This window comes from Pseudomonas sp. RW407, from assembly GCF_003176655.1.
GTDB classification, from domain to species: Bacteria; Pseudomonadota; Gammaproteobacteria; order Pseudomonadales; family Pseudomonadaceae; genus Pseudomonas; species Pseudomonas delhiensis.
Map to the genome: position 1 here is coordinate 26,819 of NZ_QGSL01000107.1, position 11,592 is coordinate 38,410.

At 66.0% G+C, this 11,592-nt stretch carries 13 protein-coding genes and 2 pseudogenes; 3 read left to right on the forward strand and 12 right to left on the reverse strand.

Annotated elements, in window-relative coordinates; translation table 11 throughout:
• Positions 1–79: 79 nt before the first annotated feature.
• The 4 genes and pseudogenes from DK254_RS34190 to rdgC all read right to left on the reverse strand — a co-directional run.
• Positions 80–220 carry a hypothetical protein gene (locus DK254_RS34190; protein WP_158546435.1) on the reverse strand — a complete coding sequence of 47 codons (141 nt, stop codon included), beginning with the start codon at positions 218–220 and terminating at the stop codon, positions 80–82.
• Between the two features lie 50 nt (positions 221–270).
• On the reverse strand, positions 271–456 hold the full coding sequence (locus tag DK254_RS24070) for a YlcI/YnfO family protein (protein WP_109935867.1): 186 nt from the start codon (positions 454–456) through the stop codon (positions 271–273).
• Positions 449–1,018 carry a hypothetical protein gene (locus DK254_RS24075; RefSeq protein ID WP_109935868.1) on the reverse strand — a complete coding sequence of 190 codons (570 nt, stop codon included), beginning with the start codon at positions 1,016–1,018 and terminating at the stop codon, positions 449–451. The genes DK254_RS24070 and DK254_RS24075 overlap by 8 nt, the downstream gene beginning before the upstream one ends.
• A pseudogene (gene rdgC / locus DK254_RS24080) lies at positions 1,011–1,324 on the reverse strand (recombination-associated protein RdgC); the annotation flags it as partial. The gene DK254_RS24075 and the pseudogene rdgC, both read right to left, overlap by 8 nt.
• 120 nt (positions 1,325–1,444) lie before the next feature.
• Here rdgC and DK254_RS33885 point away from each other — a divergent pair.
• Positions 1,445–2,392 (forward strand): hypothetical protein, encoded by a 948-nt coding sequence (locus tag DK254_RS33885; protein ID WP_146219642.1) that lies wholly within the window; start codon positions 1,445–1,447, stop codon positions 2,390–2,392.
• 33 nt (positions 2,393–2,425) lie between these two features.
• Here DK254_RS33885 and DK254_RS34195 read toward each other — a convergent pair whose 3' ends face one another.
• The 7 genes from DK254_RS34195 to DK254_RS24120 all read right to left on the reverse strand — a co-directional run bounded on the left by DK254_RS34195 (position 2,426) and on the right by DK254_RS24120 (position 9,519).
• Complete coding sequence (locus tag DK254_RS34195; RefSeq protein WP_158546436.1) at positions 2,426–2,593, reverse strand: hypothetical protein; 168 nt, start codon at positions 2,591–2,593, stop codon at positions 2,426–2,428.
• 209 nt (positions 2,594–2,802) lie between these two features.
• Positions 2,803–3,474, reverse strand: coding sequence for a YoaK family protein (locus tag DK254_RS24090; protein ID WP_109935870.1), 672 nt, complete (start codon positions 3,472–3,474; stop codon positions 2,803–2,805).
• Positions 3,475–3,624: 150 nt separating this feature from the next.
• On the reverse strand, positions 3,625–3,897 hold the full coding sequence (locus DK254_RS24095) for a XapX domain-containing protein (protein ID WP_109935871.1): 273 nt from the start codon (positions 3,895–3,897) through the stop codon (positions 3,625–3,627).
• Positions 3,898–4,013: 116 nt separating this feature from the next.
• On the reverse strand, positions 4,014–4,706 hold the full coding sequence (locus DK254_RS24100) for a hydrolase (protein ID WP_109935872.1): 693 nt from the start codon (positions 4,704–4,706) through the stop codon (positions 4,014–4,016).
• Positions 4,707–4,865: 159 nt separating this feature from the next.
• Entirely contained in the window at positions 4,866–6,140 is a 1,275-nt protein-coding gene (locus DK254_RS24105; RefSeq protein WP_109935873.1) for an OprD family porin, read from the reverse strand.
• A 46-nt stretch (positions 6,141–6,186) separates the two neighbouring features.
• Positions 6,187–8,025 (reverse strand): amidohydrolase, encoded by a 1,839-nt coding sequence (locus DK254_RS24110; protein ID WP_109935874.1) that lies wholly within the window; start codon positions 8,023–8,025, stop codon positions 6,187–6,189.
• 573 nt (positions 8,026–8,598) lie between these two features.
• Complete coding sequence (locus DK254_RS24120) at positions 8,599–9,519, reverse strand: LysR family transcriptional regulator (protein ID WP_109935876.1); 921 nt, start codon at positions 9,517–9,519, stop codon at positions 8,599–8,601.
• 234 nt (positions 9,520–9,753) lie between these two features.
• Here DK254_RS24120 and DK254_RS24125 point away from each other — a divergent pair, with 234 nt between their 5' ends.
• Positions 9,754–10,647 carry an AraC family transcriptional regulator gene (locus DK254_RS24125; protein WP_109935877.1) on the forward strand — a complete coding sequence of 298 codons (894 nt, stop codon included), beginning with the start codon at positions 9,754–9,756 and terminating at the stop codon, positions 10,645–10,647.
• 78 nt (positions 10,648–10,725) lie between these two features.
• Here DK254_RS24125 and DK254_RS24130 read toward each other — a convergent pair.
• A pseudogene (locus tag DK254_RS24130) lies at positions 10,726–10,973 on the reverse strand (penicillin-binding transpeptidase domain-containing protein); the annotation flags it as partial.
• A 123-nt stretch (positions 10,974–11,096) separates the two neighbouring features.
• On the opposite strand from DK254_RS24130, the gene DK254_RS24135 reads away from it, so the two are divergent.
• A complete protein-coding gene (locus tag DK254_RS24135) occupies positions 11,097–11,504 on the forward strand; it encodes an OprD family outer membrane porin (protein ID WP_256595951.1) in 408 nt (135 codons plus the stop codon).
• The last annotated feature ends 88 nt before the right edge of the window (positions 11,505–11,592 follow it).

Below are 11,592 nucleotides of genomic sequence, written 5' to 3' on the forward strand. Positions count from 1 at the left end.
TCGTGGCCAAGGCAATAGCCCTGCTGTCGAAGTGGTCGCAGCCGATCGGCATGACCTCGAGGCCTTTGTCGGCCATGCCCTAGGCGAGGCGCAGAGCCTCCTCGCCCGGGAGGCTGAGCCCGGTGCTGGCCTCCTTCAGCAGGCCATCCAGACGACGCGGCGTCCTGGCGTAGCGGATCACGCCATTGGCGATGTCGATCGAGCAGTGGTGGATGGTCACGACAGCAGCCCTGCGCGATCGTCCATGCGTCGCTCCAAGGCCGCCAGGCGTTAGCCGAAGTGGCTGACCAGGTCCGGCTTGCCGGCGGCGCGGGCCAGCTTCTCCTCGATTGCCTGGACGATGAAGCTGTTCATGCTGATGTGGTCGGTGTTGCTGCGCTGCTCGACCTGGTCGCGCATGCCGTCGGGCAGGCGGACGACGAACTTGGCGGCAGTGTGGGAGTTTCCGTTACGCATGGGCGGCCTCCTTGGGCGTGGCAGTGCGGTTCTTCTGGTCGCGGGCGGAGAAGTAGGCTCTGGAGAGGATTTCCTCGGCGCCTTCGATCCACCCGTAGGAGGGTTTGTGGTTGGCGGTTGCGGCCAGGTGCTCGTGCTCGTTGATGGGGAAGCCGAGGTTGGAGTAGGCGGTTCCGCCAATCTCGAACATGACGCCGCCGCACATCAGCAGGCTGCCGGTGTTGAGGCCCAGCTGCTGCCAGAGGGCGGTGAGGCGGGCGTGTTCCTTGCGGACCGCGGCGCGGTGGGCCTTGCTGGAGCCCTTCGGCGGCTGGCCGGCGGTGCGTAGGTTGCGATACCCGTGGTTGTCCGGCTGGCGCCAGTGCACGTCCATGTCGGGCGCCAGGGGCAGCTTCAGGCCGCCGATGTGCAGGGAGTCGATGCCGCGCATCACCGAGGCCTCGGCACCGAAGGCTTCGCCGAGATGCTTCCGCTGGGCCTCGAACACGTCGCGCTGCAGGTACCAGGCGCGTACCAGGGCGACGATGCGCGGGGTGGTGGAGCAGTAGTAGAAGTCATCCATGGAACCTCCGTAGCGTCAGATCTCGGTGGGGACTTCTTGTCCGCCCAAGACCATCGAAGATGGCAGGCAGGAGCTGGCGGAAGGTGAGCATGATCAGGACAAAGCTCGCGTCGAACTGGCCCGCGGCATCGTAGCCGCCGTCTTTTTCTGCCTACTTTTGCAGCAGGTCCTCGAAGTGCAGGCGCTGGATTGACGGCTTGTCGTCGAGCACGAAGCTGAGCTTGTCCGAGCAGGCTAGGGCTACCTGGGTGACCAGTTTCCCGGTGGGCAGGTCAGTTGCATCTCCTCTCTGGTCATGTTCTGGCGGATGGCCGACCGTACTTTCGGCTGCCGTCTACCTAGAGGAGGCGATAGTGGTGATGTATTCGATGACTGAGGTAGGCTAGTGGCAGTTTGCCTTCCAACAACACAACGGGATGTGTACTGATGTCGCTAGAGATCAAGACAGCCGACGATCTTGAAAGTCGGCCAAACTATCGAGAGGTCTTGGACTTCGGTGAAAGCGCTGGCCGAGAGCTTCTCGATATCCTCGGCGCCTACATCTTTCCTGATACCAAGTCGGTGAAGTGTGGAATTCGCAATTGTCGTACACCGCATCGTCGCGGCTACCTAATTAGTACTACGGATGGCTTGGAAACAAATATTGGGAACGTGTGTGGTAAAAAGCATCTGGGTGCCGTCTTTACCGAGAAGACTAGTCTGTACAGGAAGAAACAGAGTCATCAGCGAAATATTGAACAGATCAGAGCTATCAAGATGCGGATTAGTTCATTGCAGAGTGAGTTGGATTCCTTAAAGTCTGCAGCTGAGTGTGTATCCAGGTTGAAGATCCTACTGAATAGGTGTCATCCAAATCTTGTTCGTGTTCTTACTGGTCGCAGCAAACTGAATAACCCTGTTCTCGGTACTCGAATTCCCATGACGAGGGAAGAGGCAGAGCGCCAATACGTCCATATGGCGAAAGAAAACGCCGATGGGAAGGTTCAGACACTTGAGGCGTGGCTAGCTAAAGGATGGCCCAAGAAAACGGTAGTCGCTGGTCAGTTGGCAGGGCTCAGATTCTGGATGAGTGACCTTCATCAGGCGCTAAGGCAAGAGCTTCTTACCCCAACGGAAGAGCTGCAGAAAATGAGTGATAGCGACATCGAACAACTCAGTCCGCGGAAGTTGACGGAATATGCTCGCTGGTCGCAGAAACTGGATACGAGTCTCGCAAAGGCAAGAGTCATCGTTATGGATGGCGAGAGCTTTTTCGAGTTGCAGAACATCCAGTTGTTAAATCTGCTGGGGGACGAGCTTGATGCGGAGTCCAGCAGGTCGTTGGAGCCTGCATTGCGTGACTTCAAGAGTCAGGCGGCATGGTTTTATCAATGATCAGTCTTCCCCCATCTAGTTGCTCTATCGTCTTCAGAATCTCACGCTGAAGCTCCCCGGTAGTCTAGCCCAGGCGAAGATCATGATTGTGACCTCTTGGCAACTGACGTTCTCTGCATCGAAGCCAGGAATGCGGATTCCGCCCTTCGTGATGATCATTTTTCCTAGCTTGGTCAGTTTCATCCGTTCAGTGTTGCTCATGGTATTCCTCCGGTTGTCATCCCAAAGCCCACCCTCTGGATGAGTTGCCCTCACCACTGCGATAGCTGCTCGGACTAGATGTGTTTGGCCTTGTGCTCGAACTGTGCGGACGACTGGCCGCTCTCCCTGGGCATCAGGCCGGTACCTGGTCCAAAATCCGTGGTGCGAGTTGCATCGACGAGCTCTGATGGGCAGCCCCCTCTTGGACGCTACGAAACCTGGCCCACCCCACCGCGCGAACCGACAAGCGCTGCAGCCAGGGCGATGGCGGGCGGCACGGCGAAGCACCACATCCCCACCCAGGCGTAGGCGAGTGCCGACAGGCCGCACCCGGCGGCAAAGACCAGGATGGCGAATGCCATCTTGCGCATCCTGCCCAGGGCGAGGGAGCGCGCCGGGGCGTCCACACCGCGCAGGAGGTCGGCCAGGTCGAGCATGATCTGCGTGGTGGTTCCGGTCATCAGCGTCGAGGGTGGCGCGCTTGACAGGTGCATGCGCTGAAGGGCGTTCTGGATGGCCATGGCGGCGACCAGCAGCATGCCTGCGGTGAAAGCGGGGGCCGCGTCAGCATCTTGAAACGGCCCGGATGCGATCAGGATGGCGGCGGCGGCCGACAGCAGGGGAATCTTGGCGAGCATCAGCCATCCCGGCGAGCGGATCAGCCTCGCCAGCACCACGCACAGGCAAAAGATCGGCAAGGCCGAGAGCTTGGCCAGGGCGCCACCGGTCCCGTGCACCAGTGTCGCGCCCAGGGTGACGAAGTTGCCGGTGACATGGGCCGTGAACAGCCCATGCAGGGCGAGAAAGCCGGCGGTATCGACATAGCCGGCGTTGAACCCCAGCAGTCCGGCGAGCGTGGGTGAGACGGCGGGCTGTTCCATGGTGGCTCCTTCGATACGATGGCGGGCAGGGCGCATTGAGCGGACAACAACCGCGAAGGTGGATCGCGGAAGCCCTCTGGCTGCCGCAGGTGCCGGGGATGCGCTCGGGCCCTCCGGGCAGTGGGGCGTTATCCCATGGCGCCAAGCCGTTCACGTCCGTTCCCGTTCGGGCGCCTCTTCCGACGCATGCCGTCCAGGCAGTTGGCCCAGCACATGGCGGGTGGCCTGCGTCTTGTCGCAGGCCGTGCTGAAGGCTGTGCCGTTCAGCAACTGCTTGCCGACCGGGATGATCTGTTCGCCCACCAGGATGCCGAGCAGGCCGACCAGGGCCACCAGCGGCGGGGCGGGCGAGCGTACGTTCAGCAGGCTGTAGATGACGCCGACCAGCAGGCCGGCGCCCAGGGACAGGACATACAGTTTCATGGTTCACCTCGACTCCGGGACGGGGCGCGGGCGCCTGGCCGGAGCGTGCATGAAGGTCGGGGATGGGCCCCGGGGGGACCGACAATGCGGTTCCCCCCGGGGCTCGTGGTGCGGCCTTACTTGGCCGGGCTCGGGCCGATGCGCTCGCCGTGCTGCACGCGCTCGGGCGCCTTGTGGACCATGGTGTAGGCGTAGTCCACGCCCATGCCGTAGGCGCCGGAGTGATCCTTGACCAGCGCCATGACGTCCTCGTAGGTTTCCTTGCGGGCCCAGTCGCGCTGCCATTCCAGCACCACCTGCTGCCAGGTCACCGGTACGATCCCGGCCTGGATCATGCGGTCCATCGCATACTTGTGGGCATCTGCCGAGGTGCCGCCCGAGGCGTCGGCCACCATGTAGATCTCGTAGTCGGTGTCGTGCAGGCACGACAGGGCGAAGGTCGTGTTGCACACCTCGGTCCACAGCCCCGAGACGACGACCTTCCTGCGGCCCTGGGCCGCGTTCGCGGCCAGTGCGTCACGCACGTTCTGGTCGTCCCAGGAGTTCATCGAGGTGCGCTCCAGGATCCTGTTTTCCGGGAACACCGCCAGCAGTTCCGGGTAGGTGTAGCCGGAGAAGCCTTCGGTCTCGACCGTGGTGATGGTGGTCGGGATCTTGAAGGCCTTGGCGCCCCTGGCCAGCGCGACGACGTTGTTCTTCAGGACCTGGCGGTCGATCGACTGCACGCCGAAGGCCATCTGGGGCTGCTGGTCGATGAAGATGACCTGGCTGTTCTGCGGGGTCAGGAGTTCAAGGTATTTGTTGGTCATGGGACTCTTCCTTCATGGATCGAGTGGATGGAGCGCGGCGTAGATGCCGCGCCGGGTGGTCGGCGGTCTGTCCGTGACGACGAGCCACGGCCCAGGCCGCGCGCGGGGAATGCCGCGGGAACGCTCCGTGGCCCGTTGCCGAGGCCGAGCGGGCAGGGTTCATAGGGCGCCCTTGAGGGGGTATTCGATGATCAGGTACAGGCGGTCGATGTCGTCGCCGCCCTGGGCCGCGTCGGCGCGGTGGCTGACCTGCGAGAGGTACAGCGAAAGGTCCTTGGCCGGGCCGGACTGGAAGACGTAGCGCAGCTCGCTGTCGCGCTCCCAGTGGCGACCGCCGCGGCCGTACATCCCGGCGTAGGCGCCATCGGCGGGGGCATGGCTGCCGTCGATGCCGCTGCCGCGCACGTAGCGGGCCATGAAGCCCAGGCCGGGTACGCCGAGCACGCCCAGGTCGAGGTCGTAGCGCAGTTGCCAGGACTTCTCGCCGGGGCCGTTGAAGTCGGCGTACTTGATGGAGTTGGCCAGGTAGATGGAGTCGCCGCCGACGAAGTCGAAGGGGGTGTCGCCGTCGACCTGCTGGTAGGCGAGGGTCAGGGCCTGGGCGCCGAAGCGCTGGCGCGCCGACAGGCTCCAGGCGGTGGTGTCCATCGCCCCGGCGCGGGCCTGGCCTTCGTCGCGGGTCTTGTACAGGTTGCCATCGACCAGCAGGCCGGCGTGGCCGTAGTGCAGGTTCAGGTAGTACTGGCGCCAGGTGTCGTCGAGCTGGCCGGCGAACAGCGAGCCGCCGAAGTCACTTTTGGGGGCGAAGTCGGCGCCGGCGAAGCTCAGGGCGCTGCCGCGGGTGCTGGCGCCATAGCCATCGAAGTCGCCGTGTGCGGAGGCCGAGTCCTGGTTCCTGAAGGCGGTGAAGCGCCCGGCCTGGATGCGCAGGTTGTCGAACTCCCGCACCTCGAGCAGGGTGCCGCTGGCGTATTCCGGCTGCAGGCGCTTGTCGCCGGTGTCGAAGACGGGCGTCTCCACGGTCATCTCGCCGAACTTCAGGGTGCTGCGGGAGAGGTCCAGCTTCAGCGCGCCGCCGACGTCGGAATAGTCGTCGGCCGCGGAGCCGTCGGCATTGCGCGGCAGCAGGCCGGTGCCGGCGTGACCGCGGCCGCCGTCGAGCTTGAGGCCGAGGAAGGCGTGGGCGTCGAAGCCCAGCCCGAGGGCGCCCGGGGTGAAGCCCGAGCGGAAGTCGGCGATGAAGCCCTGGGCCCATTCCTGGCGCAGGCTCTGGCCGCTGGGCGAGGGCCGGGTGCGGTAGTCGTTCTGCAGGAAATAGTTACGTCCGAGCAGCGACCACTGCGCGCCGTCCAGCAGGCCGCCGTGGGGCGCGGCGCAAGTGACCGAGGCGGCGCAGGCCAGGGAGGGCAGGAGGATGTAGGGGGCTCGGACCATCGCGGGTTCTCGCTGGGGGCGCGGGCCGCCAGGCCCGCGCCGGCTTTCAGAAGGCGAAGCAGGAGCAGCCGAAGGCGCCCCAGAAGCCCTGGAAGTCGCTGACCGGCACGTTCGACCGGCGCGCCCGCCCGTGATCGTGGGCGTGCACGGCGCAGGCACCGACGCACTGGTGCACCTGCGCTGCGAGCGGCGCGGCCGGTTTCCAGTGGCCGGGGACCTTGGCCACCGGCGACCAGTCGGGTAGCACCGGCAGTGCCGGCGGCGCCAGCTTGTCGAACTCGCCGGCAGCGTGGACGATCTTGCCGCCGACCACGGTCAGCACCGATTCGAGCCATTTGATCTGCTCTTGCTCGACGCTGAAGTAATCCGCGCTGAGCGCCGCCAGGTCCGCCAACTGGCCGACCTTGATCTGCCCCTTCTTGCCCTGCTCGCTGGAGAACCAGGCGCTGCCGTGGGTGAACAACTGCAGCGCGGTGTCGCGGGACAGGCCCTCGGGGTACAGGCTCAGCCCGCCCACGGTCTTGCCGCTGACCAGCCAGTACAGCGAGGTCCAGGGGTTGTAGCTGGACACGCGGGTGGCATCGGTGCCGGCGCCCACCGGCACGCCCTCGGCGAGCATGCGCTGGATCGGCGGGGTGGCCTCGGCGGCCTTGGCGCCGTAGCGGTCGACGAAGTATTCGCCCTGGAAGGCCATGCGGTCCTGGATGGCGATGCCGCCGCCCAGCGCCCGCACGCGCTCGATGTTCTGCGGCGTGATGGTTTCGGCGTGGTCGAAGAACCACGGCAGGCCGTTGAAGGGAATGTCGCGGTTGACCTTCTCGAACACGTCGAGCATGCGCGAGATGGATTCGTTGTAGGTGGCATGCAGGCGGAACGGCCAGCGTTGTTCCACCAGGTGGCGCACCACCGGCTCCAGGTCGGCTTCCATGTTCGGTGGCAGGTCCGGGCGCGGTTCGAGGAAGTCCTCGAAGTCGGCGGCGGAGAACACCAGCATCTCGCCGGCGCCGTTGTGGCGGAAGAAGTCGCTGCCCTGGCCGTACTTCACGCTGCCGGTCCAGTTCCTGAAGTCGGCCAGCTCTTCCTTGGGCTTCTGGGTGAACAGGTTGTAGGCGATGCGCACGCTCAGCTGGCCGGCGTCGGCCAATTGCTGAATGACCTGGTAGTCGTCGGGGTAGTTCTGGAAGCCGCCGCCGGCATCGATGGCGCTGGTCAGGCCCAGGCGGTTGAGCTCGCGCATGAACTGGCGGGTGGAGTTCACCTGATATTCCAGTGGCAGCTTCGGCCCCTTGGCCAGGGTGGCGTAGAGGATCATCGCGTTGGGCCGGGCGATGAGCATGCCGGTGGGGTTGCCGCTGCTGTCGCGGACGATCTCGCCACCGGGCGGGTTCGGCGTGTCCTTGGTGTAGCCGACCACGCGCAGGGCGGCGCGGTTGAGCAGGGCGCGGTCGTACAGGTGGAGGACGAACACCGGGGTGTCCGGGGCGGCCTGGTTCAGCTCGTCGAGGGTCGGCATGCGTTTCTCGGCGAACTGGAATTCGGTCCAGCCGCCGACCACGCGGACCCACTGCGGCGAAGGTGTGCGTTCGGCCTGCTCCTTGAGCAGGCGCAGGGCATCGGCCAGCGACGGCACGCCTTCCCAGCGCAGTTCGAGGTTGTAGTTCAGGCCCCCGCGGATCAGGTGCAGGTGCGAGTCGTTGAGGCCGGGGATGACGGTGCGCCCCTTCAGGTCGACGACCTGGGTGGCGCTGCCGCGCAGGGCCATGGCCTGGGCGTCGGTGCCGACGGCGAGGAACTTGCCGTCCTTGATGGCCACGGCGCTGGCGGTGGGGTTTTCGCGATCCACGGTGTGGATGCGGCCATTGTGCAGGATCAGGTCGGCAATCATGGGGCTCCCTCGGGTTTCGGTAGGCGTGGAACCAGCCGCGCCGCTCAGGGGCAGGGCGGACAGCAGAGCTCCCGCGGCGCCTAGCACGGAGCCGGCGGCGAGAAAGTGGCGGCGGCTGGGGTTGGATGGGTCTTGGCTCATCGGGTGCTCCTCGGTCGGCGGGCAGGCAGCCAGGTGGCGAAACGGCGGCCGGCCGCCGGCACGAGCAGGTAGGTCAGCAGCACGGCTGACGAATAGCGCGACGGGCAGGTGGCCGCCCGGCCAGGGCAGCCGGACGGTAGCGGATGCCAGGGCTGTGGCAGGACGGCGCTTGGCGACAACCGGCGGGAAGGCCATGCCACCGTCCTGCCGGCATGGCGTTCAGTGGCCTTCGGAGGCGTCGATGGACCGGGTGGCGAAGGGCATCTGCGACCGGTGGCCGATCAGGGTGTGATCGGCCGGGCGCGGCAGCGTGTGGCCGGGGGCAGCCCATGGCGAAGAGTCTCCGGTGGGAACGTGGAGTGCAGACTGTGCGCTGGCCGGCTCCCCCCGGTCTTGTAGCGATGCGTGCATTTGGGACGTTTGTGCGCCCGCTCAGTCTCCGTCCAGGGCCCAGGGCGCATGGGCCAGGTGTTCACCCAGGAAGTCGAGCAGGGCGGTGACCCGCGCCGGGCGCAAGGGGCCGGGCGGCGTCACCAGGTTGATGTGGATATTGGCGATGTGCCAGTCCGCGAGGACTTCTTCCAGCGCCCCGCTCTTCAGGGCATCCCAGACGATGAACTCCGGCTGCAGCGCCAGGCCCTGGCCGGCCAGCAGCACGGGGCTGATGACGTCGGCATTGTTGCTGCTGAGCCGCCCGCGAACCGGCACGCTGCAGTCGCCCTGGGTCGGGTGGTGGAACTTCCAGGCCTCCGGCGTCGGCAGGTTGCTGTAGAGCAGGCAGCGGTGCTGTGCCAGGTCCTGCGGGTGGCGCGGGCGGCCGTGCCGGTCGAGGTATTCCGGCGTGGCTACCAGGGGCCGCCGGACGGCGCACAGCCGGCGTGACCTGAGGCTGGAGTCGGGCAGCTCGGCGATGCGCAGGGCGACGTCGAAGCCCCCGGCCACCACGTCGACCACCTGGTCGTCGAGGGACAGGTCCAGCTCTATTTCCGGGTAACGCTCAAGAAACGCCGGGACGAGCGGCGCGAGGTACTTCAGGCCGAACGACATCGGCGCGGTCATGCGGATGCGGCCGCACGCCATGCTGGCCTGGGCGGAGGCCTCGGCTTCCGCGGCACGCCCTTCTTCGAGGATGCGCAAGGCCCGTTCCCAGGCTTGCGTACCTGCGGTGGTGAGTGAGAGCCGGCGCGAAGTGCGGTGGAGCAGGGGCGTGCCCAGGCGGCGTTCCAGGCGCGCGATGGCCTTGGACACGGTGGGCTGGGAGATGCCCAGCGCCTCGGCCGCGCCGGCGAAGGAACCGCTGTTGGCCACCTGGGCGAAGATCGCCCAGGCTTCCAGGTCGGGAAGGAGTTTCATGCATGAATCGGAATTGATGGAATTCCATTGATTCTATTTGTACTCATCCAGGCGCTCAATATCATCTTCCTTGAACGATCCGGGAGTGGCCGGGTGGCGGGGCGTCTATTCTGCAGTCTGTCGTCTCGCTGCAATGCAGGGGCTCTATACCGGGCTCACCAGGCATCGTCCCGAAAGGGCGTTCTGGAGCTTCGGGGCAATTGGACAGATGAATTCGAGCCGGGAGGGCAGGCCATGCGCTTGGACAAAAAGGCAGGGCAGGAAGCGGCCCGGGACGGGCAGGCGCGGGCGCCGGCGGCCCTTGGCGGCGGGAACTACTCGATCCTGCGCAAATACGAGGAGCGTCCGGACGCCGAACAGGTGCTGAAGATCCCCTGCGACGATGCGTTCTCGGTCATCGTCCAGCTCCGGGACTTCGCCTCGCACCGTCTCTGGCGCGGCGGCAGCCTGGTGTACGACGGCGGTCATGCGCGGCAGAGCATGTCCATCGCCTACCTGGGCGACGAGGTGCGCTGCCAGCACCGGGCGGCCTACGACAACCTCCGCTTCACCCTGCCGTGCACCGCCATGAACGAATTGTTCTACGAGGAGGGCGTTCCGAGGCCCGTGGCGTTCGACAGGATTACCGGGCAGGTCGATCCCGTCGCCTACCACCTGGCGCAGGCCCTGCTGCCTGCGCTGGGCATGCCGGGCCAGGTCAACCAGTTGTTCATCGACCAGGTGATGCTCGCCCTGTGCACCCACCTCAACGCGCGCTACGGCGAGGCCCCCGCGCCGCGGGAGTCGGCCAGGGGGCTGGCCGGCTGGCAACTGCGGCGCGCCCAGGAACTGATCGCCAACCATCTGAGCGACGGCCTGTCGGTAGCCCGCCTGGCTCAGGAATGTGCGCTGTCCCGCAGTCACTTCACGCGCGCCTTCAAGCTCAGCACCGGCCTGTCGCCCCACGACTGGTTGCTGAGGAGGCGTGTGGAGAAGGCCAAGGAACTGATGCGCGACACTTCGCTGTGCCTGTCGCAGATAGGCCTGGACTGCGGCTTCGCCGACCAGTCGCATTTCTCCCGGGTATTCCTCCGCCTGGCCGGCATGTCCCCGGCCAACTGGCGGCGCTTCCAGCGCCTGGAGCGGTAGCGCAGGGCGATGCCGAGTCGTTTGCGGTTCAATGGTCGATTTCTCCATTGCCTCCAGAACTGCCCCCAGCCTCAGGGCGGTCGAGCCGGCCACGTGATAGCCGGGCACCCGGGCGCGATGGATGCCGCGAGGCGACTCGACCACCTGTTCGGGCATGGCCGCCACAGTACGTGCGACCCTTTCCGGAATGACCTGCTCGGGGCTCGGCGCGCGCTCGCGGCACCCAGCGACAGGGGCATCATCCGCCCGCCATTGGCCAGGGTGGCGTAGGCGTGGGCCAGCTGCACGGCGGTTACCGACAGGCCATAGCCGTACGACAGCATTGCTAAACGCCCATGCATGGACTCTCCCCAAGCCCCTTCGCTTTGGTGCTCATGCCGGACTGCATGCGTTTCCGATTTCGGCATCGCCTCGATGGGGGCCCAAGCGCTTCTACGAGCTATTCGCACATGCATGTTTGCAGGGGGGCGCTGATTCGGCCTGCTGCTGGTGGCCGGGCACAATCCGCTGGATGGCGTGCATTTCGCACCGGCCGCTGGGCGAGGGGAGGGCGTTGTCGCTGGAGCTCAACCTCTACCGCCGCCGCGATACTGGCAAGGCGTGGTGACAACACCGCCTGGGGCCTGCTTGGCGGCCATGGCTTCGGCCCGCAGTGGATCGGCCTGGGCTACCAGCAGGTGGACGGTGATTCGCCCTTCGGCTACGTCACGCGCGGCGCGATCTTCCTCGGCAACGCCGTGCAGCTGTCGGACTTCCACGCCCTCAACACGATCTCGACCTCGCGCCCCTTGGTGCCCGCGGCCTGTCACTGTCCGCGGCCTATGTGCGGAGTGGCGGAATCGATGGCAGCCATGTAGACCCGCGGGGCGGTTATGCCTGCCTGGGCTATCGCGAGGGTGGCCGGCACTGGAAGCGTGACCTGATGCTGCAGTAGCGAGTGGCCGA